Here is a 22,830-nt window from a genome sequence, read left to right as displayed (position 1 = left end):
CTTCTCCGGCGCAGCGCTGGCCAGGCTCGTAGCATTGAACTGCTCGTGCGGCCGGAGGCCCTACCCATCTTGCGATAGGCAGGGCCTATATCAACCGGTCAAAACCTCTGTGCCGGGGTACTAGGGCCTCACGGCTCCGGCGCTCCGTTCGCGGGCGCCGGGGCCTTCCCTTCGATGAAGTCCTTCAGGTCATCGGGAAGCGGCGACGCGAAGGTGACGGTCTCCCCGGTGCCCGGGTGCGGGAACGTGATGCGCTCCGCGTGGAGCGCGTGCCGGGGCAGCCTCAGCCGGGCCCACGCCTCCGGCTCCAGCGAGTGCTTGCTGAAGCGGTCGAAGTAGCCCGGATCCGGCCCGTACATCTTGTCGCCCACGAGCGGGAACCCCGCCTCGCGCAGGTGGACGCGAATCTGGTGCTGCCGCCCCGTCTCCGGAAAGCAGCGCAGCAGCGCGAACGGCGCGCCGCCATGCGTGAAGCGCTGGAGCACCTGGAAGCGCGTGCGGCTGGGCTTGCCCACCACCGGGTCGATTCTCACAGCGATGCGGATCAGGTCCGTGCCCTCCGCGATGGGCGCGTCCACGGCGAAGGTGTCCCCGGTGGGCTGGCCCTCGCACAGCGCCAGGTACTCCTTGTGCACGTCGCGCGACAGGAACAGCCCGCCCAGCACGCGGCAGGACTCGGTGGTGCGGCCACACACCACCAGCCCGCTCGTCTCGCGGTCCAGCCGGTGCGCGGGCTCCGCGAAGCGCTCACCGAAGCGCTCGCGCAACAGCGTCACCAGCGTGCCCTTGTGGTAGCGCGCGGTGGGGTGGATGGGCAGCCCCGCCGGCTTGTCCAACACCAGCAGCCAGTCATCGGAGAAGACGACGGGCAGCGCCGTGGGCGTCACGGGCTCCTGGCTCGCGGGGCGGCGGATGCGGAAGGTCAGCCCCGGGTACACGGGCGTGGAGGGCTTGAGCCGGTACTCGTCACACAGGACGCCGCGCAGGATGATGCCCCGCACGCGCTCCAGGTCCATGCGGCGGATCTTCTCGCAGAGGTAGCGGTCCAGCCGCCACCCCGCGTAGTTCGGCTCCACGACGAACGGGATGTCCACGTAGCCGTCGGGCACGGCCGGAGCGCTCTCGGGGTCTTCACGCATGGCGGGACCCGACGCTCTACCACGCTTCGGAACACGAAGGCCGCCCGGCCCCCGCGTGACGAAGACGCGAGCACCCGGCGGCCTGATTGCTTCACGGAAGCGCGTCCGCTCACCCGAAGGCGCGCTTCGTCTCCACGCCCAGGAAGCGCGCGTAGAGGTCCGCGATGCGCTCGCCCGTGCGGCCGTCCCACAGCTCCGGCACGCGGCCCTTCTTGAAGTCGCCGGCCAGCACGCGGTTCGCGGCCTCGCGGATGCGCGCCGGGTCGGTGCCCACCACCTCGTTGGAGCCGACCTCCACGGTGATGGGGCGCTCGGTCTGCTCGCGCATGGTGAGGCACGGCACGTTCAGCGCCGTGGTCTCCTCCTGCAGGCCGCCCGAGTCCGTCATCACCAGCTTCGCCTGCGACGTGACGGACAGGAACTCCAGGTAGCCCATGGGGTCCACCAGCTTGAGCCCCGGCGTCTGCTCCAGCCTGGACCCCAGCCCCTGCTCCGAAATCATCTTCCGCGTGCGCGGGTGCACCGGGAACACGACGGGCAGCTCCTTCGCCACGTCCATCAGCACGCCCAGCAGGCCCGACAGCAGCTTCGGGTTGTCCACGTTGGACGGGCGGTGCAGCGTCGCCACCACGTAGCCCCTGGGCGTCAGGCCCAGGGTCTTCAGCGTGGGGAGCTGATCGGCCTTCTCCTTGGACGACAGGAGCGAGTCGATCATCACGTTGCCCACCAGGTGGATGTGCTTCGGGTCGATGCCCTCCTTCAAGAGGTTCGCGTCCGCGTCGCGCGACGGCGTGAGCAGCAGGTCGGAGAGCCGGTCGGTGACGACGCGGTTGATCTCCTCCGGCTGGTGCCGCTCGAAGCTGCGCAGGCCCGCCTCCACGTGGGACAGCGGGATCGCCAGCTTGGACGTGACGAGCGCCGCGGCGATGGTGCTGTTCACGTCGCCCACCACGGAGACCAGGTCCGGCTTCTCCTGGAGGAACACCTTCTCCATCTCCACCATCATCTTCGCCGTCTGCTCGGCATGGCTGCCGGAGCCGATGCCCAGGTGGATTTCGGGCGGAGGCAGCCCCAGGTCCGCGAAGAAGACGTCGCTCATCTTCGCGTCGTAGTGCTGGCCGGTGTGGATGACGAGCTGCCGCAGGGACGTACGCGCGGAGATGGCCCGGTGGATGGGTGCCACCTTCATGAAATTCGGACGCGCGCCAACGATGTGGATGACCTTCTTCATGTCGCCCCGGAAGCTAGGCATGGCGCCAGTTCTGGCCAGTGGTGGGCGCCAGACAGCCCCTCCCCAGGCGCGGCGAGACGTCCTGAATCTGATAGATGCCGCCCCATGCCCGCCCCCCGCACCGTGGCCGTCATCCCCGCCCGCCATGCCAGCACCCGCTTCCCTGGCAAGCCGCTCGCCCTCATCGCCGGCCGCCCGATGGTGGAACACGTCTGGCGCCGCTGCCAGGAGGCCCGCGCCTTCGACGAGGTGTGGGTGGCCACGGACGACACGCGGATCCGCGACGTCGTGGAGGGCTTCGGCGGCCAGGCGGTGATGACCAGCCCCGCCTGCCCCACCGGCACGGACCGCATCGCGGAGGTGGCCCGCGCCCGCCCGGACGTGGAGGTGTGGGTGAACGTGCAGGGGGATGAGCCGCTCGTGGACCCCGGCGCCCTCAAGGTGCTCGCGGACCTCTTCCAGGACGCGTCCGTCCACATGGGCACCCTGGTGCGGCCCCTGGAGCCGGAGGAGGTGGACAACCCCAACGTGGTGAAGGCCGTGCTCGCCCTCAACGGCGACGCGCTCTACTTCAGCCGCGCCCCGGTGCCCCACGCCCGCGAGCCCGGCACCCCCGTGCGCCGCCACGCCCACCTGGGCCTCTACGGCTACCGGCGGGACACCCTGCTCCAGCTCGCGTCCTTCAGCCCCACCCCGCTGGAGGAGACAGAGAAGCTGGAGCAGCTCCGCGCCCTGGAGAACGGCCTGCGCATCCGCTGCGCCAGCGTGTCCTGGCGCACCGTGGCGGTGGACGTGCCGGAGGACGTGGCCCGCGTGGAGGCCGTGCTGCGCGAGCGCGCCGGCGTCAGATGACCGGCAGCTCGTCCGGCTCGTCGCCCTTCGGGAAGGCCGCGTCGATGCGCTGGAGCTCCTCCTGCGTGAGCTTCAGCGAGGCCGCGCTCGCGTTGTCGCGCACGTGCGCCGCGTTGCTCGCCTTGGGGATGGCGAACACCGACGGCCGGCGCACCAGGAACTGGAGCGCCACCTGGAAGGGCGTCACGCCGTGCGCCTTCGCGATGGACGCCAGCACCTTGCCGCCCGCGCTGGTGGGGGACGGGAACCGCCCGTTGCCGAAGGGGCTGTAGGCCACCACCGCCACGCCCTGCGCCTCGCACCACGGGAGGACCGCGTGCTCGATGGCGCGCTCCTCCAGGTGGTACAGCACTTGGTTGCACGCGATGCGCCCCTTGCCCGCCAGGGCCAGCACCTCCTCCAGGTCCTCCACCCCGAAGTTGCTCACCCCCCAGGCGCGGATCTTCCCGGCCGCCACCAGCTCCTCGAAGGCCTCCACCGTGCCCTCCAGCGGGTGGGAACCGGGCCAGTGCAAGAGGTAGCAGTCCAGGTGGTCCGTGCCGAGGCGCTTCAGGCTGCGCTCGCAGGCGGCCACCGTGCCCCTGCGCGTCGCGTTGGACGGCATCACCTTGGAGACGAGGTACACCTCCTCGCGCCGGCCCTCGATGGCCTTCGCCACCAGCGCCTCCTCCACCCGCCCCTGCCCGTAGAGCTCCGCGGTGTCCAGGTGCGTGAGCCCCAGGTCCAGCCCGGCGCGCAGGGCCCGGACGGCGGCCTCCGCGTCGTCGCCCTCCATCTGCCAGGTGCCCTGTCCGATGACGGGCACCGCCACCCCGGTGTTGCCAAAGACGCGCTTCTCCATGGCCCCTCCTCGCGTGGAACGGCCCCTGGAATACCACCCAGGCCACCCGCCTGCATCCCGGCCCTGCGGACGCTGTCCGGGCTGCACGTCCCCCGACAGTCCGGTAGGCTCCGCCGGTGCCTCCCTCCGTCTCCGCTCCGACATCCCGCCAGTCCTCCGGGGTCACCGTGCGCCGCCTGCTCGCCCTGGCCCGTCCTGAACTGGGCACGCTGCTGGTCGCCACCGTCTTCCTGCTCATCAGCAGCGGCGCCAGCCTGGTCTACCCCCAGGGCGTCCGCGTCCTCATCGACGAGGCCCTCAACGCCAAGAACCGCGACCTCATCGACAAGTCCGCGCTCGTCATGCTGGCCGTCTTCCTGGTCCAGGGCGTCGCCACCGCCCTGCGCTTCTACCTGTTCTCCACCGCCGGCGAGCGCGTCGTCATGCGCCTGCGCCAGGACTTCTTCCGGCGCCTCATGGACCAGGAGGTGGCCTTCTTCGACACGCACCGCACCGGAGAGCTCACCAGCCGGCTCGCGTCCGACACCACCGTGCTCCAGAACACGGTGAGCGTGAACATCTCCCAGGGGCTGCGCAACGCCGTGCAGGCCCTGGGCGGCATCGTGCTGCTCTTCTACACCTCGCCCTCGCTCACGTTCCTGATGCTCGCCATCGTGCCCCTCGTCGCCGTGGGCGGCATGGTCTACGGCCGCCGCGTGCGCGGGCTGTCGCGCAACGTGCAGGACGCGCTCGCCAAGGCCAGCGAGGTCGCCGAGGAGAGCCTGTCCGGCATGCGCACCGTGCGCTCCTTCGCGGCGGAGCCCTCCGAGGTCGCGCGCTACGGCAACACCGTGCGCCACGCCTACGAGGTCGCCCGCGACCGCGCGCGCCAGTCCGCCGCCTTCATGGGCGGCGCCTCCAGCGCGGGCTACATCGCCGCGGTGGTGGTGTTCTGGTACGGCGGCCGGCTGGTGGTGGACGGCGAGCTGTCCGTGGGCGCCCTCACCTCGTTCCTCATCTACACGATGCTCGTGGCCGTCTCCCTGGGCTCCCTGGCGGACCTCTGGGCGGACTTCATGCGCGCCTCGGGCGCCGCCGAGCGCGTCTTCGAACTGATGGACCGCGAGCCCGCCATCCCCGCCCACGAGGGCGAGCGCCCCGCCACCGTCGAGGGGCTCGTGGAGCTGCGCGGCGTGCACTTCGCCTACCCCACGCGCCCGGACGTGCCGGTGCTCCAGGGCATCGACCTCACCGTCAACGCGGGCGAGGTCGTCGCCGTGGTGGGCTCCTCCGGCGCCGGCAAGTCCACGCTCGCCGCCCTCCTGTCCCGCTTCTATGATCCGCTCCAGGGCCAGTTGCTGCTGGACGGCCGCCCCCTGAAGTCCCTGGACCCCGGTTGGCTCAGGCGCAACGTGGGCATGGTCGCCCAGGAGCCCCTGCTCTTCTCCTGCTCCATCGCGGACAACATCCGCTACGGCCGCCCGGACGCCACCGACGCGGAGGTGGAGGCCGCCGCCCGCGCCGCCAACGCGCACGACTTCATCCAGCGCTTCCCGGACGGCTACCGCACGGAGGTGGGCGAGCGCGGCGTGCAGTTGTCCGGCGGCCAGAAGCAGCGCGTGGCCATCGCGCGGGCCGTGCTCAAGGACCCGCGCATCCTCATCCTGGACGAGGCCACCTCCGCCCTGGACTCGGAGAGCGAGCACCTGGTGAAGGACGCCCTGGACCGGCTGATGCAGGGCCGCACCACGCTCATCATCGCCCACCGCCTGTCCACCGTGGCCAACGCCCAGCGCGTGCTGGTGATGGAGCACGGCCGCGTGGTGCAGAGCGGCACCCACTCCACCCTCATGACGCAGGAAGGCCTGTACCGCCGCCTCGTGGAGCGCCAGGTCGTCGCCGCCTGAACGCTCGTTCCCCGGACGGGCCCCGCCCCCACCGCCGTCTCCATGGCGGGAAATGGGGGCACGCATTATCTCTGCTGCCGCAAGAAAGGAGGTGATGCCTTGAACGACAGCAAGATCAAGGCGTCCACCTCCGTCGCGGTGGCCTGCTAGCGCAGGTTGTCCCCGGCGGAAGTGACGCCCGCGGTACAGAGTCGCCCCCGCCTTTGCCGGCGGGGGCGACTTTTTTCGTCCCCCCTCCCTACCGGGAATGTCCTGTCCACCCACCGGTTCGTGGCCGCCGGGGGGAAGCACCATCCACGACCGTCGGGGTCGCTCGCAGGAGAACTGCCGTGTCCATCACGCCGTGCCCCATCCCTCTGCCCTCCGCCCTCCGTGACGAAGAGACGGTGGACGACCAGCGCAACCTTTTTTGCCCCAACTACGACGCCTGCCTGCACCAGGTCGTGAAGAAAGGCTGGGAAGGCTGGAGTTGCCGGGGGTGCGACCTGCGCCACTTCCGCGTCGGCCAGCCCACCGCCCAGCAGTTCGCCGTGGCCCGCCCGGGCGGTTGGGACGGGCAGTGAAGGGCTGACCTCGCGGGTCGGGGCCAGCCAGCCGTCCGTGCGTCAGAGAATATTTGACGCCCCCTGGCCCTCTTGGCAGGAAGGGACATGCGCTCCAAGAAAACCAAGTTCATCTTCGTGACGGGCGGCGTGGTCAGCTCGCTGGGGAAGGGACTGGCCTCCGCATCCATTGGCGCCCTCCTCGAGAATCGCGGGCTGGACATCACCCTCATCAAGCTGGATCCCTACATCAACGTGGATCCGGGCACGATGAGCCCCTTCCAGCACGGCGAGGTGTTCGTCACCGAGGACGGTGGCGAGACCGACATGGACCTGGGCCACTACGAGCGGTTCACCCACGCCCGGATGAGCCGCCTCAACAACTTCACCTCCGGCCGCATCTACAACGCGGTCATCACCAAGGAACGCCGGGGGGAGTACCTGGGCAAGACCGTCCAGGTGATTCCGCACATCACGGATGAGATCAAGGCCAGCATCCGCCAGGCCGCCCAGGACGTGGACGTCGTCATCGTGGAGGTCGGCGGCACGGTGGGTGACATCGAGTCCCTGCCCTTCCTCGAGGCCATCCGCCAGATGCGCTACGACGTGGGCAGCCAGAACGCCGTCTACATCCACCTGACGCTGCTGCCGTACATCGGCGCCGCCGGCGAGGTGAAGACCAAGCCCACGCAGCACTCGGTGATGAAGCTGCGCGAGATCGGCATCCAGCCGGACTTCCTCCTGTGCCGCACGGACCGGGAGATCTCGCGCGAGCTGAAGGACAAGATCGCCATGTTCTGCAACGTGGACAACGGCAACGTGTTCACGTCCCCGGACGTGCGCAGCATCTACGAGCTGCCCCTGGAGCTGCACCGCCAGGGCCTGGATGAGCGGCTGGCGGAGGTGCTCAACATCTGGAGCCGCGCCCCCCACCTGGAGAAGTGGGAGACCATCGTCCGGAAGATCTACGAGCCCGCGCGCGGTGAGGTCACCGTCGCCATCGTGGGCAAGTACGTGAACCTCACGGAGAGCTACAAGAGCCTCAACGAGTCCCTGCTCCACGGCGGCATCGCCAACGACGTGCGCGTGAAGCTGCGCTTCGTGGACAGCCAGGACGTGGAGGCGCAGGGCCCGGAGAAGACGCTCGCGGGCGTGGACGCGGTGCTCGTGCCCGGCGGCTTCGGCGTGCGCGGCACGGAAGGGAAGATCGCCGCGGTCCGCTACGCGCGTGAGAACAAGCTCCCCTTCTTCGGCATCTGCCTGGGCCTCCAGATGGCCGTGGTGGAGTTCAGCCGCACCGTGCTGGGCCTCAAGGGCGCCAACAGCCTGGAGTTCGACGAGCACACCGCGCACCCCGTGGTGACGCTCATGGAGAGCCAGGTGAAGGTGCAGGACAAGGGCGGCACCATGCGCCTGGGCAGCTACGCGTGCGCGCTCAAGCCCGGCAGCGTCGCGCACAAGCTCTACGGCCAGGAGTCCATCCAGGAGCGCCACCGCCACCGCTACGAGGTCAACAACGCCTACCGCGGCCGGCTCCAGGAGGCCGGGCTCGTCATCTCCGGCCACAACCCGGAGCTGAACCTGGTGGAGATGATTGAACTCGCGGACCACCCGTACTTCGTGGGCTGCCAGTTCCACCCCGAGTTCAAGAGCAAGCCCTTCGCCCCCCACCCCCTGTTCTCCGGCTTCATCGGCGCGGCGCTCGCCCAGCGGGACGCCACCCGGACGCAGGCCCCCGCCGCCGCCCCGGTGCGCTCATGAGCAACACCCCCTCCATCGAGCTGTGCGGCCACAAGGTCGGCCCCGGCCAGCGCCTCTTCGTCATCGCCGGCCCGGACAGCATCGAGTCCGAGGAGATGGCCCTGCGCCACGCCCACCTGCTCAAGGGCATCACCCAGCGGCTGGGCGTCCCGTATGCCTTCAAATGTTCCTATGACAAGGCCAACCGGACCAGCGGCAAGTCCTTCCGCGGGCCGGGTTTGAAGGAAGGTCTGAGAATCCTGGACCGCATCCGGCGGGAGGTGGGGGTGCCCGTTCTCACGGACGTCCATGAAACCAGCCACGTCGCGCCTGCCGCTGAAGTCGTGGATATCATCCAGATACCGGCGTTCCTCTGCCGGCAGACGGACCTCGTGGAGGCGGTGGCCCGCTCGGGCAAGGGGGTGAACTTGAAGAAGGGACAGTTCGTGGCCCCCAAGGACATCGTCCACTCCGCGCGCAAGGCCGTGGAGGCGGGCAACCCCAACGTGCTCGTCACCGAGCGCGGCTCCTCCTTCGGCTACAACAACCTCGTCGTGGACATGCGCGGCTTCGCCCAGATGCGCGAGGCCGGCCTCGTGGTCTGCATGGACGCGACCCACGCGGTCCAGCTCCCCAGCTCCAGCGACGGAAAGACAGGCGGCGACCGCAAGTTCGTCTCACTGCTCGCCCGCAGCGCCGCCGCCGCCGGGATTGACGCTTTATTCACAGAAGTCCACGAAGACCCCGACCGTGCCCTGTGTGACGGTCCGTGCTCGCTCAATCCACAGATGTTCGAGGACGTGGTACGAGATGTGCTCAGCATCCGCCGCGCGCTGGGTCACGAAGCCAGTTGATGGACGCGAAAGGTGAGGAGGCCATGCCGACGGAAGCGCCTTCCAAACCGGGCAAGGAAGAGCTGACGTCCCGCGCGTCGCGCGTGCGGTTGCTCGTGTTCGACGTGGATGGCGTCCTCACCGACGGCGCGCTGTACTACGGCGACGACGGCGAGGTGATGAAGCGCTTCAACGTGAAGGACGGCCATGCGCTCGTCATGGCCCGGCTGGTGGGCCTGCCCGCCGCCATCCTCACCGCGCGCTCGTCCCGCATCGTCGAGGCGCGAGGCCGGGAACTCGGCCTCGCCGCCATCTTCCAGGGCCGCAAGCAGAAGGGTCCCGCCCTTCTTGAATTGCTCGCCCAACTCCAAATCCCCGCGAATCAGTGCGCGTACATGGGAGACGACCTCAACGACCTGGACCCCATGTCGCTTGCGGGGCTTTCCGCCTGTCCGGCGGATGCCGTTCCAGAGGTGCGCCAGGAAGCGGACTTCGTTACGACGAACGTGGGCGGTCACGGAGCCGCCCGCGAGCTTGTGGAGCTGTGCCTCCGTGCCAGTGGCCGTTGGGAAGACGCCGTGGGTCTGATGAGAAGCACAGATAAACGCAGCACGTCGTAGGGTGGGTTGATCAAACCCCGCATTCAAGGTAGGTGTTTATTTCCATGGCTAGTGGAACGATGCAGTCCGAGGGGAGTACGGCGATGACGGACCAGCTCTACACGACGCACGACATCAGTCGGTTGCTTCAGGTGGACCCGTCGACGGTGAGCAAGTGGATTGACCGCGGCATCCTGATGGCCTTCCGGACCCCGGGCGGCCACCGCCGGGTGCGTTCGACGGACCTGCGCACCTTCCTGGTCACCCACCAGATGCCCGTGCCCGAGGAGCTGGGCAGCAGCACGGTGCGCCTGCTGGTCGTGGACGACGAGCGCCCGGTGCTGGACGCCATCAAGCGCGCGTTCAAGCCGCACGCGAACCAGGTGGAGCTCCAGACCACCACGAGCGGCGTGGAGGCCCTGCTGCTGGTGTCCGAGCAGAAGCCGCACGGGATGATCATCGACCTCAACATGCCGGACATCGACGGCATCGAGGTCTGCAAGCGCATCCGCGCGCGCAAGCAGATGGAGGGCGTGCGCCTCATCACCATGACGAGCAATCACACGCCTGACGTGGTGGAGCAGTCCAAGCAGGCCGGCGCGGTGGCGTGCCTGGCCAAGCCGCTGGACGTCACGCAGGTGATGGAGCTGTTCCGGGTGCCGCTGGCGCTCAACACCAGCGCTGCTCGCAAGTGATGGGACGGGGGCTTCCGCCGGCCACCGCGGAAGCCCTCGGGTCGCAAGGATGCTTGCGGGAGTCGCCGCGCCTCGTCTCAGCGAGGGCAGCGGCCTCCCTGATGGGGTGTTGATGCACGGGCATCAACCCTGGACCTTCACCTCGACGACGCGGGGCTTGGTCTCCTCGCGGCGCGGCAGGGTGAGGGTGAGCACGCCATTGTCGTAGCGGGCCTCCACGCGGGTCGCGTCCACCGTCTCCGGCAGGCGGAACTGGCGCGCGTACACGCCCGAGGCGCGCTCCTGGCGCCGCAGGGTGCTGCCCTCCGGCACGGTCTCGGCCTTGCGCTCGGAGCGCACGGTCAGCACGCCGTCCTCCACCTTCACCTGGATGGCCTTGGCGTCATGGCCCGGCAGGTCCACGCGCAGCGTGATGCCGGACTCGGCCTCCAGGATGTCCGCCGCGGGCGTGACGGTGCGCTCGGCGTCGTTGCGGGCGCCCGGCGAGGCCAGCTCGCGGAAGAGGAAGTCGAAGTCGCGCAGCAGCGGGTGGGTGACGGCGGCGTTGTTGAAGGGATAGCGGACGTTCAGCATGGTCGTCTCCTGTTCGTGACGTCCCTGCGGACGCACGATGTGCGGGTTCACGGTCGTTGTTGAATCGGCGTCCGGGGCCCCGTTCTTCGGGGGTGCCCGGCAGCGCCTCACAAGACTCAAGAGAACCATGCTTCGGGACGTGTCAAGCAACGGCCCCCGCCGTCCCGGCGCCCCCGCGAAGGGCCTGCCCGCCTGCCCGCCTGCCCTCCTGCCGGGAGTCCGCGCTCAGTCGTCGTCGCGGCCGAGCGTGACGAAGGCGCTGTCCTCGTCGCGGGTGACGCGCACCTGCCAGGGGCGGCAGCAGACGGGGCAGTCCTCCACGTAGGACTCGGAGGACGCGCCCAGCGAGTCCACGTCGACTTCGACCTCTTCACCGCAGTACGGGCACATCTGGGTGGCGGCGTCCGCGAATGGCTGCATGGTCCAGCCTCCTTGCATGTTCGGTGACGTGGACTGAGCGTCCGCGCCATCAGACGCTAGAATCCCCATCCCATGGCTCCCCCTTCCCGGAATCGCATCGCGGACATCCTCGTCAAGGCGCGCGTCATCGACGAGTTGCAGCTACGCAGCGCGCTCGCCTCGCTGGACCAGTGGGGCGGACGCGTGTCGCGCGTCGTCGCGGACCTGGGCCTGGCCTCCGAGGAGACCATCACCCAGGCCATCTGCCAGGGCCTGGGAATGCCGCGCGTGCAGTTGGGCAACCTGACGAAGGACGCCGCGGCGCTCGCGCGCGTGGACGTGGGGCTCGCCGAGCAGAAGGGCATCTTCCCCGTGCAGCTCAAGGACAACGGGAAGACGCTGGTGCTGGCGATGTCCGACCCCACGGACCTGGCCACGCTGGACCAGGTCGCGGCGCGCAGCCGCGCCCGCGTGGTCCCCATGGTGGCGGGCGACCGTGAAATCGAGCACGCCATCCTGCGCCACTACCGCGGCCAGGAGCCGGTGGAGAAGAAGCGCTTCAAGCCCGACACGAACAAGCCTCGGGACCCGGGGGAGCTCCCGGAGGAGGAGGAGTTCAAGGTCGTGGACATGAGCGGCAAGACGGTCGTGAAGCGCATCAGCGACATCGTCGACCCGAACGCCGCGCCGCCGCCCCCCGCCGCCCCGGCCCCCGCCGCGCGAGCGGCCCCCGCGGCCGCCCCGGCGGGCTCCAGCGCCTCGGACATCCTGGATGAAATCCTCGCGGGCGGCGCGCCCACCTCCGAGTGGACGGAGGAGGACCTGGCCCGCCTGCAGACGGTGCAGCAGAACCAGGAGAAGAGCTCCAAGATTCTGCGCGCCCTGCTGGAGCTCGTCTTCGAGAAGGGCCAGGTGCAGCAGCGCGAGCTGGCCGCGCGCATGCGCCTCTGAAGCCCTACGGGCCCACCTGCGAGCCCACCTCCGAGCCGACCTCGCGCAGCTCGCGCGCGGTGAGGCCCAGCAGCGTGAGGATGGTGTCCAGCCCGCCGGCGGAGATGGACGTGTCGGCGGCCTCGCGCAGCTTCGGCTTGGCGCGGAAGGCGATGCCCAGCCCCGCCTTCTCCAGCATCAGCAGGTCGTTGGCCCCGTCCCCCACGGCGATGACCTGCTCCAGCAGGATGCCCTCCTGCTTCGCCAGCGTCTCCAGGAGCTCCGCCTTGCGGCGCGCGTTGACGATGGTGCCCACGGTGCGGCCGGTGAGCTTCCCGTCCTGGACCTCCAGCGCGTTGGAGTACGCGAAGTCGATGCCCAGCCGCTTCTGCAGCGCCTCCGCCGCCACGGAGAAGCCGCCGCTGATGACGGCGGTGCGGTAGCCCAGGCGCCGCAGCACGCGGATGAGCGTCTCCGCGCCCTCCGTGAGCGGCAGGTTCGCGGCCAGCTCGTGCAGCACGCGCGCGTCCAGCCCGGCGAGCAGCGCCACGCGCTGGCGCAGGGACTCGTCGTAGTCCATCTCCCCGTGCATCGCGCGCTCGGTGATGGCGGCCACCTTCGCGTGGACGCCGTAGGCGCGCGCCAGCTCGTCGATGACCTCGATGCGGATGAGCGTGGAGTCCATGTCCATCACCACCATCCGCTTGCCGCGCCGGTAGAGGCTCTCGCGCTGGAGGGCGACATCGAACGTGGGGCTCGCCATGGACAGCGCCAGCAGCGCGCCCTTGAGCGCCGCCGTGTCGGCGTCCGGAGGCAGCGTGACGTGCAGCTCCACCGCCGCGAGCGGCGTCTCGCTCAGCCGGGTGATGCGCTCCACGCGCGCGTTCCCCGCGGCCAGTTGCCGCGTCAGCGCGTGCACGTCCCGCACGCCCAGCGCCTTGCCCACGGCGGTGACGACGTAGCGCAGCGGCTCCGGCCCCGGCGCGGGAGACGTGACGGCCGGAGGCACCGCGCGCACGTCCACCGTGACGCCCAGCTCCCGGGCCAGCGCGGGGAGCGCCTGGAGGGACTCGCCGCCGGGCAGCCGCACCCAGAGGGCCAGGGTGAGCAGGCCCTGCACCACCACCTGCTCCACGTCGAGCAGCTCCGCGCCCGCTTGCGCGAGCAGGCCGGTGAGGCGGGCGGTGGTGTCGGGGCCGTCCCTGCCGGTGACGGTGAGGAGGACGCTGTCAGAGGGGCGCGTGAGCATGGGCGCGCCGCAGTCTGACAGGTCTCCACGAGGACGGGCGAGCCTCGCTTGGGAGGCCCGCCTGCCCGCCAGGCAGCGGCTACTCCTGCGGATCCGACGACAGGATGAGCGCGCCGCGGTCCAGGTACTCGCGCTCCGGGAACGCCTTGTAGAAGTCCGCCAGCATCGCGTCCACGTCCGGGTAGCGCTGCTCGCGCCGGTCCTGCGTGGCCTTGTCGAAGAGCTGATCCAACCCGCTGGGCGCCTCCGGGTTCACCTCCGACGGCAGCGGCGAGCGGCGGCCCGGAATCTGACCGGTGAACATCTCGTAGAGCAGGATGCCCAGGGCGTACACGTCCGCGGCGGGGCCCGCCTCCTGGACGCCCTTGTTCATCAGCTCCGGCGCCATGTAGACCATGCCGCCCGTGCCCACGAACACCTGGGGCATGCCCTTCGTCGCGTCCACCTCCACCACGCGGCTCATGCCGAAGTCCGACAGCTTCGCGTTGCCGTACGCGTCGAAGAGGATGTTCTCCGGCTTGATGTTGTGGTGGGTGAGCCCCGCGGCGTGCGCGGCCCTCAGGCCGTACGCAAGCTGCAGGAAGGTGCGCAGCGCGTGCGGCACGTCAATGCCCTTGCCGCCGGACGCCTCCAGCCGCTCCTTCAGGCTGCCGCGCATCAGCTCCACCACGAAGTAGGGCCGCGCCGAGTCCACGTTCTGGTCGAGGATCTGCACCACGCCCGGGTGGCGCACCTGCGCCTGCGCGCACAGCTCCTTCTTCAGGCGCTTGAGGACCTCACCGCGCTGCAGGAAGGAGAAGTAGCCGAAGATGTCCTTCAGCTCCTTGATGCAGATGTCCAGCCCCAGGGCGTTGTAGCGGCCCTTGAAGACGGTCCCCAGCGGCCCCGTGCCAATGGGGTCGAACTTCTGGTAGCGCAGGTCCAGGTCGCTGGCGCCCTTCGCGGCGGCGGCAGCGGCGGCGGCCTGGGGAACCGGGGCTGCGGGAGCGGGGGTCGAGGCGGGAGGGGGCATCGGAGCGGGCGCGGCGGCGAGCGGAGGGGTGATGATGAGCGGCTGGGACGCGCTGGGGACAGGCGCGGTCACCACGACGGGCTGGGGCGCGGGCGCCGGCGGCAGCCCGATGAAGGTCTCCCGGCGTCCTTCCGCCGGGCCGTCCTGACGGAACGCCGGCTGCGGCTGCGGCGTCGCGATGGGCGGCGGCGCGGCGGGCTGCATCTGGGTCGCGACCTGCCCCAGATCCAGCGCCGGCATGGCCACGCGGTGCGTGCGCGACGGCGGCACCGGCGGCGGCCCGCCCTGGGACTGGGCGGCGGCCCCGGCCGCGGAGGAGGCATCCACCTCCGCCTCGTCCAGGAGCAGCTCCGGCGGCGGCGGCGGGACGCTCATCGGTTCGTCCTCGTCCAGCGGGCGGCCGATGTGCGTGGCGTCCTCCGCCGGCAGGAGCTGATCCGCGAAGAAGTCGTCGACCTCCGACGCGAACCGCTCCTGCAGGTCCCCCTCCACCACCCGCTCACCCGTTTCGGTGAGCTTCAACTGGGCCTCGCGGTCCATGGCGATGTAGTGGAACTTGCGCAGGAAGAAGAAGTAGCTGTCGAACTCCAGCGAGACGGACGGCTCGAGGGCGGCCTTCACGTCGGCCAGCTTGTTCGAGCGTCCCAGGCGGCCGTTCTCCCGCAGATTCTGCAGGATGAGCAGCGCCTCGCCACTGACGGTGTCACGATGGATGGCGGGCTTCGTCATGGGTGCGCGGACTCTACGCGGCACCCGCCCGGCGCTTCAACGTCTGGCGCTTCTTAAGAAGCGGCCGGCCCTACCGGATGCGCAGGAGCTGCTTCACCGTCTCCAGCACTTCCACGAACCGCACGGGCTTGCGCAGGTAGATGTCCACCCCGAGCTGCATCGCCCGCTCCTGGGCCTCCTTGCCACCCGCGGAGATCGCGATGACCGGGATGCCCTTGAGCTCCTCCTCTTCCCGGATGCGCTCCACCAGGGCGAAGCCGTCCATCACCGGCATGTAGAGGTCCAGCATCACCAGGCTGAAGCGGTCCTCGCGCAGCCGCAGCAGGGCGTGGTGCCCGTCCGGGGCGAAGTGGACCTCCAGCGGGACCTTCCCGTGCAGGTCATTGCTCGCGAGCTTCTTCAGCACGTAGCTGTACATCTCGATGATGTGCGGGTTGTCCTCGACGATGAGCACACGGTACCCGTCCTGCTCGGAGGGGGTCGTCGCGCTGTCGTTGGGTCCCGCCGCACTCAAGATGTCACCCAGTCGCCGCCGGTCCTGCTCGCTCTCCACACGGATGCCCACGCCGCCCGGCTGATCGGGCGCGGCGATGCGCACCCACGCCACCGTCCCCCCGACTTCTACCGGATCCAGCAGTCCCGGGAAAGAAAGAGCAAGCCGCAGCTCGTCCCCCACCGCGAAGAGCTGCTCGGTCTGCACGAAGAACCCTCCGGCGGAAAGGTTCTCCGTCACGTCCCGGAGCGGCCGGCCATGGGCGTAGTCCACCCGGAGGATGGTGGGGACACGAGGGTGCTGCCGCTGGTCCGCAGGGTCCAGGCTCATAACAAGGGGTTGAAATCGCTCGGTAATTTGCTGAGGGCGGCCCAGTCTACCGCCGAGGGTTTATGTTGACAACGAAGCCATTGCGGCAATACGTACGGCCCGCCATGGCGGAGCCCCTGTTCACTCCTGAAGAGCAGAAGAAGTTCGACGCGGGGATCGCGGAAATCCTCTCGCACTACCCCTCTGATCGCAAAAGCGCCGGCATGCTTCCCGCGCTGCGCCTGCTGCAGGACCTCAAGGGGTGGTTGCCTCCTGAAGGTCTGCGGCTGGTGGCGAAGAACCTGGAGGTCACGCCGGAGCGCGCCTACGAGGTCGCCAGCTTCTACGTGATGTACCACCTCAAGAAGCCGGGCAAGTACGTCATCGACGTCTGCACGAACCTCTCCTGCTCCCTCTGGGGCGCGGAGAAGATGCTCGCGTACCTGGAGCAGAAGCTGGGCCTGACCGCCGGGGAGACGAACGACAAGTTCACCCTGCGCGAGACGGAGTGCCTGGCCTCCTGCGGGACGGCGCCCTGCCTGCAGATCAACGAGGATCACCACGAGCGGCTGACCCAGGCGAAGCTGGACGCCATCCTGGCCAAGCTGTCGTGAGTCGCCCCTCCTCTCCTTCGCTTTCCTAGGACGTTCATCCATGGCCTCTACGGCAAAGGCGGTCGAACCCGTCATCTCGGCGGCCTGGGGCAAGCCCCAGTCCTGGACCCTCGACAGCTACCGCTCGCGCGGTGGCTATGACGGCCTCAAGCGCGCGCTCTCCATGGAGCCCGCCGCCATCATCGACGAGGTGAAGAAGTCCAACCTGCGCGGCCGTGGCGGCGCGGGCTTCCCCACGGGCATGAAGTGGAGCTTCGTCCCCAAGGACAGCCCCAAGCCCAAGTACCTGGCCGTCAACGGCGACGAGTCCGAGCCGGGCACCTTCAAGGACCGCTACATCCTGGAGAACGACCCGCACATGATGCTGGAGGGCATCGCCATCGCGTCGTACGCGCTGGGCGTGCACACCTGCTACGTGTACCTGCGCGGCGAGTTCAAGTTCCAGGCGGAGCGCACCCAGGCGGCCATCGACGAGGCCTACAAGGCCGGCATCTTCGGCAAGTCGCTGATGGGCAAGGAGGGCTTCGCGCTCGACTGCTTCCTGGTCCGCGGCGCGGGCGCGTACATCTGCGGTGAAGAGACGGCGCTGCTGGAGTCGCTGGAGGGCAAGAAGGGCTGGCCCCGCCTCAAGCCCCCGTTCCCCGCGGTGGTGGGCCTCTTTGGCTGCCCCACGGTGGTGAACAACGTGGAGACGCTCGCCAGCGTGCCGCCCATCCTCGCCAAGGGCGCGGACTGGTACGCGAAGCTGGGCACGGACAAGTCCGGCGGCACGCACCTGGTGTGCCTGTCCGGCTCCGTGAACCGCCCCGGCGTCTACGAGGTGGGGATGCACACCACCATCCTGGAGCTGATCCACGACGACAAGTACGGCCAGGGCATGCCCAAGGGCCGCAAGGTCAAGGCGGTCATCCCGGGCGGCTCCTCGGCGCCGGTGCTGGGCGCGGACGAGCTGGACGTGGCGCTGGAGTTCGAGGCGCTGAAGATGAAGCAGACCATGGCCGGCTCCGGCGGCGTCATCGTGATGGACGACGCCACCTGCATGGTGCGCAGCCTCTGGCGCGTGGCCCGCTTCTACGCGGAGGAGTCCTGCGGCCAGTGCACCCCGTGCCGCGAGGGCACGCCGTGGCAGACGCGCCTGCTGCGCAAGATCGAGGAAGGCCGCGCGGAGCTGAGCGACATCGACATGCTGTCGAACGTCGCCTCCTCCATCGCGCCCTACCCCCCCATCGGCCTGGGCAACACCATCTGCGCGCTGGGTGACGCGGCGGCGCTGCCCACGCACTCCTTCCTCATGCGGTTCCGGGACGAGTTCGAGGCTCACGTACGGGAGCACCGCTGCCCGTTCGGTGACCACCCCTGGGGTTCCTTCGGAGACTGGTCTTGAACATCGAATTGGTCCTCTTCGGCGTCTTCGCCGTCATGACGCTGCTGTCAGCGGGGCTGGTCATCACCGCGCGGAGCCCCATCAACTCCGCCATGGCCCTGGTGTCGACGTTCTTCTTCCTGGCCGGCATCTACGTGCTGCTCTGGGCGCACACGGTCGCCGCCGTGCAGGTGCTCGTGTACGCGGGCGCCATCATGGTGCTCTTCCTGTTCGTCATCATGCTGCTCAACCTGGGTGACGCGCCCCACCGCGGCAAGCCCTCGGCGACGCGGCTGCTGGGCGGCGCCTCCGCGCTGGGCCTGCTGGCCGTGCTGGGCGTGACGCTGGGCCGGGTGAACGCGCAGCCCGCGCAGTTGGACGCGAAGGCCCAGGCGGCGTTCGGCACCATGGCGTCCATCGGCGAGACCATCTTCACCACCTGGCTCTTGCCGTTCGAAGCGGTCAGCCTGCTCCTGCTGGTGGCCATGGTGGGCGCGGTGGTGGTGGCCAAGTCCCGCATCTGACCCTCGCGACCTTCCGGACAACCCAATGGTCCCCATCACCTACTACCTCCTGCTGGCCGCGGCCCTCTTCTGCATGGGCATGTTCGGCGTGCTGGTGCGCACCAACGCGCTGGTCGTCTTCATGTGCGTGGAGCTGATGCTCAACGCGGTCAACCTCACGTTCCTGGCCTTCGCGCGCATGCACGGTGAAGGCACCGGGCACGTGTCCGCCTTCTTCGTCATCGCCGTGGCGGCCGCGGAAGCGGCCATCGGTCTGGCCATCGTCATCGCGGTCTTCCGCAGTCGCGGGTCCGTGAACGTCGACGACATCCGGACGATGAAGCACTAACGCCCCGTCACCCCTGAGCACATCCATGGACGGATCCCTCGTCGAGTTCTTCAGAACCGCACCCATCCCCCCCGACGTGCTCAGCCCGTCGCTGGGGTTGATCATCCTGCTGCCGCTGCTGGGCGCGTTCGTGTGCGGCGTGTTCGGCAAGTGGCTGGGCCGCGCCAACGTGCACCTGGTGGCGTGCTCCGCCATCGCCGGCGCCTTCGTGCTGAGCCTGCTGGCCTTCTGGGCCACCAGCGACGCGGCCGGCGGGCGCGTGGTGAGCATGGCCAACCCGTTCGGCCTGGAGCGGGACACCATCCGCTACGCCATCGCGCACGACTACGGGACGTGGTTCGCCGCCGGTGACTTCCGGGTGAACTTCGGCCTGCTGGTGGACCACCTGTCGGGCATCCTGCTGCTCATCATCACGGGCGTGGGCTTCCTCATCCACCTGTACTCCACCAGCTACATGGAGCACGACGATGGGTACTGGCGCTTCTTCGCGTACCTGAACCTCTTCGTCGCCGCGATGCTCACGCTGGTGATGGCCGACAACCTGGTCCTGCTCTTCGTGGGCTGGGAGGGCGTCGGCATGGCCAGCTACCTGCTCATCGGCTTCTGGTACACGGACAGCGCGAAGGCGTGGGCGGGCCGCAAGGCGTTCGTCACCAACCGCATCGGTGACTTCGCGTTCCTCATCGCCACGTTCCTGCTCATCCTCACGGTGGGCGCCTTCAACCGCCAGGCGGACCCGCGGGACTACAACGCGGCGTCCACGTCGCGCGCCCGCTACGAGCAGGGCATCTCCCAGAAGGGCCCCGTCACCTTCAAGGGCCTGGAGAAGATGGCCCTGGCCCTGCCGGAGGGCACGGGCGGCGCGGTGTCCCTGGCCACGCCCATCGAGTCCGGGCCGCTGGCGGGCTACACCTTCGGCGGCGTGATGACCGCCGCGCTGCTGCTCTTCCTCCTGGGCGCCGCGGGCAAGAGCGCCCAGTTGCCGCTCTACGTCTGGCTGCCGGACGCGATGGCCGGCCCGACGCCGGTCTCCGCGCTCATCCACGCCGCCACGATGGTGACCGCGGGCGTGTACCTGTTCTGCCGCATGAGCGCGCTGCTCGTGCTGTCCCCCACCGCCATGGCGACCATCGCCATCGTGGGCGCGCTCACGTCGCTGCTGGCGGCGCTCATCGCCTTCGCGCAGGACGACATCAAGAAGGTGCTCGCCTACTCCACGGTGTCCCAGTTGGGCATCATGTTCATGGGCGTGGGCATGGGCGTCTTCTGGGCCGCCGCCATGCACCTGATGACGCACGCGTTCTTCAAGGCCTGCCTCTTCCTGGGCGCCGGCAGCGTGATGCACGGCAACGGGGACGAGACGGACATCAAGAAGCTGGGCGGCCTGTGGAAGGAGATGAAGTGGACGCACGCCACGTTCCTCATCTCCACGCTGGCCATCACGGGCATCTTCCCCATCATGTCCGGCTTCTTCTCCAAGGACGCCATCTTCCACGGCGTGCACCACAACCACCTGCACGGCCTGGAGTGGGTGTCCGGCTTCGTCTACGTGCTGGGCCTGCTCATCACCGCGTCCACGGCGTTCTACATGTCGCGCGTCTACCTGCTCACCTTCACGGGCAAGCGGTCCCCGGAGGCGAAGCTGGCGCACGCCCATGAGAGCGCGTGGCACATGACGCTGCCGCTGGTCATCCTGGCCTTCCTGGCCTTCATCACGTTCGTCTACGCCCTGCCCCTGATGCCCCGCACGGGCGGCGGGACGCAGCCGGTGTTCGAGAACTTCCTGTCCCCCGTGCTGCGCCCGGCGGAGACGGTGGCCCGCGTGGCCAAGACGGTGCAGTTGGACACCAGCTCGCCCACCGTCGGGGACTACGCCTTCGCGTGGATGTGGGCGCTCGCGGGCGGCGCGGCCGCGGCGTTCGCCTACCTGAAGTTCTTCCCCTCGCGGGCGGGCCAGCCCGTGCCGGCCTTCGCGCGCGCGGTGCGCCGCACGGCGCAGAACAAGTTCTACGTGGATGAGCTCTACGAGTTCATCATCATCCGGCCGGTGAAGTTCGTGGCCTTCATCCTCTTCCGCGTGGTGGACGCGCTCGTCATCGACACGGTGCTGGTGCGCGGCACCGCGTACGTCACGGAGAAGGTGGGCCTCGGGCTGCGCCGGCTCCAGACGGGTGACGCGCAGGCCTACGCCGCCATCATGGCGCTCGCCATCCTGGGCGGCGCGGTCTACGCCCTCGTGCAGGTGCTTTCATGAGCTTCTTCGACACCCACCTGTTGAACGTCGTCATCTACCTGCCGCTCGTGTTCGCGGCGCTGGTGCTCGCGCTGCCCGCCAGTGAGCACGGGCAGGTCCGCACCATCACCTTCGTGGGCATGCTGCTGGACCTGGTGTTCGGCGTCTGGGCGTACTTCCGCTTCGACCCGTCCGGCGCCGAGTTCCAGATGGAGTACCGCGTCCCGTGGTTCCAGCAGTTCGGGATGAGCTACCACCTGGGCGTGGACGGCCTGGCCGTGAGCCTGCTGCTCCTGACGGTGTTCCTGGGCCCGCTGGTGGTGCTCGCCTCCACCACGTACATCCAGCACCGCATCAAGGAGTTCCACCTGGCGCTGCTGGTGCTCCAGACGACGATGCTGGGCGCGCTGGCGTCCATGGACGTCCTGCTCTTCTACATCTTCTTCGAGGCCATGCTCATCCCCATGTACCTGATGGTGGGTGTGTGGGGCGCCGAGGACCGCCGCATGGCGGCGGTGAAGTTCTTCCTCTACACGCTGGTCGGCTCGCTGCTGATGCTGGTGGCCATCGTGGCCGTGTACTTCATCAGCGGAGGCCCGGGCGTGCGCTCGTTCGACTACGGCACGCTCTACAACAACCTGCTCGCCGCCAATCAGCAGCTCGCCGCGTGCAGCAACGGGCCGGAGGGCGCGTGCGCGGGCCTGACGGGCCTGGCCGCCACGCTGCACACCTACGGGCCGTGGATGTTCGCCGCGTTCGCGCTGGCGTTCGCCATCAAGGTCCCCATGTGGCCGGTGCACACCTGGTTGCCGGACGCGCACGTGCAGGCGCCGGTGGCGGGCTCCATGATTCTTGCCGGCGTGATGCTGAAGATGGGCACCTACGGCTTCTGGCGCTTCGCCATTCCGCTCTTCCCGGTGGCGGCGCACGCGGCCCGTCCGTTCCTCGCGGTGCTGGCGGTGATTGGCATCGTGTACGGCGCGCTGATGTGCCTGGCGCAGCGGGACATCAAGAAGCTCATCGCGTACTCGTCCGTCAGCCACCTGGGCTACTGCATGCTGGGCCTGCTCGCCGTCACCGGTGAGGGCGCCACGGGCAGCGCGTACCAGATGCTCAACCACGGCATCTCCACGGGCGCGCTGTTCCTCCTGTTCGGCTTCCTCTACGAGCGCCGCCACACGCGCCTGATGTCGGACTACGGCGGCATCGCCAAGGTGATGCCGGTGTTCACCGCGGCGTTCGTCATCATCACCTTCTCGTCGGTGGCGGTGCCGGGCACCAACGGCTTCATCGGCGAGTTCCTGGTGCTGATGGGCACGTTCAAGAGCACCCTGCCCCTGGGCTTCGGCGCGTTCGCCACGCTGGGCGTCATCCTGGGCGCGGCGTACATGCTGTGGATGGTGCAGAAGGTGTTCTTCGGCAGCATCACGCACCGGGAGAACCAGCACCTGCGCGACATGAACGTGCGCGAGATGCTCACCACGGCCCCCTTCATCGTGCTGGTGGCGGTGATGGGTTTGATGCCGCAGCCCTTCCTGGACCGCATCGCTCCGTCCACGGACCGCTACGTGGCGCGCGCCAGCGTGGGCGCTCCGGGCGCCACCCAGGCGAAGGACGACCAGTTGCGCGTGGAGGTGATGTCGCTGCCCTCCACCGCCGCCGCGGCCCGCCCCTCCGTTCCCGCCGCGCCGCTCGCCGTCCGCGAGTAGGCCCCGA

General features: G+C 69.3%; 22 protein-coding genes. 14 read left to right on the top strand and 8 right to left on the bottom strand.

Translation table 11 applies throughout. The features are described 5' to 3' along the window. Window positions 1–128: 128 nt before the first annotated feature. Window positions 129–1,139, bottom strand: a complete 1,011-nt coding sequence (locus K8612_RS15450) for an RluA family pseudouridine synthase (RefSeq protein WP_223762809.1) — start codon at window positions 1,137–1,139, stop codon at window positions 129–131. Between the two features lie 109 nt (window positions 1,140–1,248). Beyond that, window positions 1,249–2,370 (bottom strand): non-hydrolyzing UDP-N-acetylglucosamine 2-epimerase, encoded by a 1,122-nt coding sequence (wecB, locus tag K8612_RS15445; protein WP_223740801.1) that lies wholly within the window; start codon window positions 2,368–2,370, stop codon window positions 1,249–1,251. Window positions 2,371–2,475: 105 nt separating this feature from the next. On the opposite strand from wecB, the gene kdsB reads away from it, so the two are divergent. Next, the gene (kdsB, locus tag K8612_RS15440; protein ID WP_223740668.1) at window positions 2,476–3,222 is read left to right on the top strand and encodes a 3-deoxy-manno-octulosonate cytidylyltransferase; all 747 of its coding nucleotides are present in this window, start codon (window positions 2,476–2,478) and stop codon (window positions 3,220–3,222) included. On the opposite strand, the gene K8612_RS15435 is transcribed toward kdsB, so the two are convergent. Then, window positions 3,215–4,063, bottom strand: a complete 849-nt coding sequence (locus K8612_RS15435; protein WP_223762808.1) for an aldo/keto reductase — start codon at window positions 4,061–4,063, stop codon at window positions 3,215–3,217. The two genes, kdsB and K8612_RS15435, sit on opposite strands and share 8 nt — an antisense overlap. 116 nt (window positions 4,064–4,179) lie before the next feature. Here K8612_RS15435 and K8612_RS15430 point away from each other — a divergent pair, with 116 nt between their 5' ends. The 6 genes from K8612_RS15430 to K8612_RS15405 all read left to right on the top strand — a co-directional run bounded on the left by K8612_RS15430 (window position 4,180) and on the right by K8612_RS15405 (window position 10,358). Beyond that, window positions 4,180–5,949, top strand: coding sequence for an ABC transporter transmembrane domain-containing protein (locus tag K8612_RS15430; RefSeq protein WP_223762807.1), 1,770 nt, complete (start codon window positions 4,180–4,182; stop codon window positions 5,947–5,949). 329 nt (window positions 5,950–6,278) lie between these two features. Next, window positions 6,279–6,512: a hypothetical protein gene (locus K8612_RS15425; RefSeq protein WP_206799515.1), complete on the top strand. Its 234-nt coding sequence runs from the start codon at window positions 6,279–6,281 to the stop codon at window positions 6,510–6,512. An 87-nt stretch (window positions 6,513–6,599) separates the two neighbouring features. Next, complete coding sequence (locus K8612_RS15420; RefSeq protein WP_223740671.1) at window positions 6,600–8,252, top strand: CTP synthase; 1,653 nt, start codon at window positions 6,600–6,602, stop codon at window positions 8,250–8,252. Then, complete coding sequence (gene kdsA / locus K8612_RS15415; protein ID WP_223740672.1) at window positions 8,249–9,085, top strand: 3-deoxy-8-phosphooctulonate synthase; 837 nt, start codon at window positions 8,249–8,251, stop codon at window positions 9,083–9,085. The genes K8612_RS15420 and kdsA overlap by 4 nt, the downstream gene beginning before the upstream one ends. A gap of 23 nt (window positions 9,086–9,108) precedes the next feature. Beyond that, a complete protein-coding gene (locus tag K8612_RS15410) occupies window positions 9,109–9,684 on the top strand; it encodes an HAD family hydrolase (RefSeq protein ID WP_223740673.1) in 576 nt (191 codons plus the stop codon). A gap of 44 nt (window positions 9,685–9,728) precedes the next feature. Further along, window positions 9,729–10,358, top strand: a complete 630-nt coding sequence (locus K8612_RS15405; protein WP_043321054.1) for a response regulator — start codon at window positions 9,729–9,731, stop codon at window positions 10,356–10,358. Between the two features lie 123 nt (window positions 10,359–10,481). Here the strand turns inward: K8612_RS15405 and K8612_RS15400 are convergent, their stop codons facing one another. Then, window positions 10,482–10,931: an Hsp20/alpha crystallin family protein gene (locus K8612_RS15400; protein ID WP_223740674.1), complete on the bottom strand. Its 450-nt coding sequence runs from the start codon at window positions 10,929–10,931 to the stop codon at window positions 10,482–10,484. A gap of 225 nt (window positions 10,932–11,156) precedes the next feature. Beyond that, the gene (locus tag K8612_RS15395; protein ID WP_223740675.1) at window positions 11,157–11,351 is read right to left on the bottom strand and encodes a CPXCG motif-containing cysteine-rich protein; all 195 of its coding nucleotides are present in this window, start codon (window positions 11,349–11,351) and stop codon (window positions 11,157–11,159) included. 72 nt (window positions 11,352–11,423) lie between these two features. Here K8612_RS15395 and K8612_RS15390 point away from each other — a divergent pair, with 72 nt between their 5' ends. Then, the gene (locus tag K8612_RS15390) at window positions 11,424–12,281 is read left to right on the top strand and encodes a general secretion pathway protein GspE (protein ID WP_223762806.1); all 858 of its coding nucleotides are present in this window, start codon (window positions 11,424–11,426) and stop codon (window positions 12,279–12,281) included. A 4-nt stretch (window positions 12,282–12,285) separates the two neighbouring features. Here K8612_RS15390 and serB read toward each other — a convergent pair whose 3' ends face one another. The 3 genes from serB to K8612_RS15375 form a co-directional block, all read right to left on the bottom strand. Beyond that, on the bottom strand, window positions 12,286–13,509 hold the full coding sequence (gene serB, locus K8612_RS15385; protein ID WP_223762805.1) for a phosphoserine phosphatase SerB: 1,224 nt from the start codon (window positions 13,507–13,509) through the stop codon (window positions 12,286–12,288). A 79-nt stretch (window positions 13,510–13,588) separates the two neighbouring features. Further along, window positions 13,589–15,250 carry a serine/threonine-protein kinase gene (locus tag K8612_RS15380; RefSeq protein ID WP_223762804.1) on the bottom strand — a complete coding sequence of 554 codons (1,662 nt, stop codon included), beginning with the start codon at window positions 15,248–15,250 and terminating at the stop codon, window positions 13,589–13,591. Between the two features lie 70 nt (window positions 15,251–15,320). Beyond that, window positions 15,321–16,073, bottom strand: coding sequence for a TIGR02266 family protein (locus K8612_RS15375; RefSeq protein WP_223740679.1), 753 nt, complete (start codon window positions 16,071–16,073; stop codon window positions 15,321–15,323). 104 nt (window positions 16,074–16,177) lie between these two features. Between K8612_RS15375 and nuoE the strand changes: the two genes are divergently transcribed. From nuoE to K8612_RS15345, 6 genes are read left to right on the top strand one after another with little or no spacing between them, the layout of a single operon-like run. Continuing rightward, on the top strand, window positions 16,178–16,666 hold the full coding sequence (nuoE, locus tag K8612_RS15370; RefSeq protein ID WP_223762803.1) for an NAD(P)H-dependent oxidoreductase subunit E: 489 nt from the start codon (window positions 16,178–16,180) through the stop codon (window positions 16,664–16,666). 40 nt (window positions 16,667–16,706) lie between these two features. Beyond that, window positions 16,707–18,050, top strand: coding sequence for an NADH-quinone oxidoreductase subunit NuoF (gene nuoF, locus K8612_RS15365; protein WP_223740681.1), 1,344 nt, complete (start codon window positions 16,707–16,709; stop codon window positions 18,048–18,050). After that, a complete protein-coding gene (locus K8612_RS15360; RefSeq protein WP_223740682.1) occupies window positions 18,047–18,553 on the top strand; it encodes an NADH-quinone oxidoreductase subunit J in 507 nt (168 codons plus the stop codon). Before nuoF ends, K8612_RS15360 begins: the two co-directional genes overlap by 4 nt. Before the next feature lie 25 nt (window positions 18,554–18,578). Next, window positions 18,579–18,881, top strand: coding sequence for an NADH-quinone oxidoreductase subunit NuoK (nuoK, locus tag K8612_RS15355; protein WP_120527355.1), 303 nt, complete (start codon window positions 18,579–18,581; stop codon window positions 18,879–18,881). A gap of 25 nt (window positions 18,882–18,906) precedes the next feature. After that, complete coding sequence (gene nuoL, locus K8612_RS15350) at window positions 18,907–21,135, top strand: NADH-quinone oxidoreductase subunit L (RefSeq protein WP_223740683.1); 2,229 nt, start codon at window positions 18,907–18,909, stop codon at window positions 21,133–21,135. After that, on the top strand, window positions 21,132–22,823 hold the full coding sequence (locus tag K8612_RS15345; protein WP_223740684.1) for a NuoM family protein: 1,692 nt from the start codon (window positions 21,132–21,134) through the stop codon (window positions 22,821–22,823). The genes nuoL and K8612_RS15345 overlap by 4 nt, the downstream gene beginning before the upstream one ends. The last annotated feature ends 7 nt before the right edge of the window (window positions 22,824–22,830 follow it).

It is taken from the genome of Corallococcus sp. AS-1-6 (assembly GCF_020037015.1).
In the GTDB taxonomy this organism is placed as follows: Bacteria; Myxococcota; Myxococcia; order Myxococcales; family Myxococcaceae; genus Corallococcus.
The sequence above is the reverse complement of the archived record's forward strand: the minus strand, read 5'-3'. Positions and strand labels throughout refer to the sequence as shown.

What these genes read in the sequence shown, in the direction of transcription:
- K8612_RS15390 (WP_223762806.1), top strand. Translation starts at nt 11,424, where the DNA reads ATGGCTCCCCCTTCCCGGAATCGCATCGCGGACATCCTCGTCAAGGCG.
- K8612_RS15420 (WP_223740671.1), top strand. Translation starts at nt 6,600, where the DNA reads ATGCGCTCCAAGAAAACCAAGTTCATCTTCGTGACGGGCGGCGTGGTC.
- nuoF (WP_223740681.1), top strand. Translation starts at nt 16,707, where the DNA reads ATGGCCTCTACGGCAAAGGCGGTCGAACCCGTCATCTCGGCGGCCTGG.
- K8612_RS15435 (WP_223762808.1), bottom strand. Translation starts at nt 4,063, where the DNA reads ATGGAGAAGCGCGTCTTTGGCAACACCGGGGTGGCGGTGCCCGTCATC.
- K8612_RS15375 (WP_223740679.1), bottom strand. Translation starts at nt 16,073, where the DNA reads ATGAGCCTGGACCCTGCGGACCAGCGGCAGCACCCTCGTGTCCCCACC.
- K8612_RS15395 (WP_223740675.1), bottom strand. Translation starts at nt 11,351, where the DNA reads ATGCAGCCATTCGCGGACGCCGCCACCCAGATGTGCCCGTACTGCGGT.
- nuoE (WP_223762803.1), top strand. Translation starts at nt 16,178, where the DNA reads ATGGCGGAGCCCCTGTTCACTCCTGAAGAGCAGAAGAAGTTCGACGCG.
- nuoK (WP_120527355.1), top strand. Translation starts at nt 18,579, where the DNA reads ATGGTCCCCATCACCTACTACCTCCTGCTGGCCGCGGCCCTCTTCTGC.
- K8612_RS15400 (WP_223740674.1), bottom strand. Translation starts at nt 10,931, where the DNA reads ATGCTGAACGTCCGCTATCCCTTCAACAACGCCGCCGTCACCCACCCG.
- K8612_RS15380 (WP_223762804.1), bottom strand. Translation starts at nt 15,250, where the DNA reads ATGACGAAGCCCGCCATCCATCGTGACACCGTCAGTGGCGAGGCGCTG.
- K8612_RS15405 (WP_043321054.1), top strand. Translation starts at nt 9,729, where the DNA reads ATGGCTAGTGGAACGATGCAGTCCGAGGGGAGTACGGCGATGACGGAC.
- wecB (WP_223740801.1), bottom strand. Translation starts at nt 2,370, where the DNA reads ATGAAGAAGGTCATCCACATCGTTGGCGCGCGTCCGAATTTCATGAAG.
- nuoL (WP_223740683.1), top strand. Translation starts at nt 18,907, where the DNA reads ATGGACGGATCCCTCGTCGAGTTCTTCAGAACCGCACCCATCCCCCCC.
- K8612_RS15410 (WP_223740673.1), top strand. Translation starts at nt 9,109, where the DNA reads ATGCCGACGGAAGCGCCTTCCAAACCGGGCAAGGAAGAGCTGACGTCC.
- serB (WP_223762805.1), bottom strand. Translation starts at nt 13,509, where the DNA reads ATGCTCACGCGCCCCTCTGACAGCGTCCTCCTCACCGTCACCGGCAGG.
- kdsB (WP_223740668.1), top strand. Translation starts at nt 2,476, where the DNA reads ATGCCCGCCCCCCGCACCGTGGCCGTCATCCCCGCCCGCCATGCCAGC.
- K8612_RS15345 (WP_223740684.1), top strand. Translation starts at nt 21,132, where the DNA reads ATGAGCTTCTTCGACACCCACCTGTTGAACGTCGTCATCTACCTGCCG.
- K8612_RS15450 (WP_223762809.1), bottom strand. Translation starts at nt 1,139, where the DNA reads ATGCGTGAAGACCCCGAGAGCGCTCCGGCCGTGCCCGACGGCTACGTG.
- kdsA (WP_223740672.1), top strand. Translation starts at nt 8,249, where the DNA reads ATGAGCAACACCCCCTCCATCGAGCTGTGCGGCCACAAGGTCGGCCCC.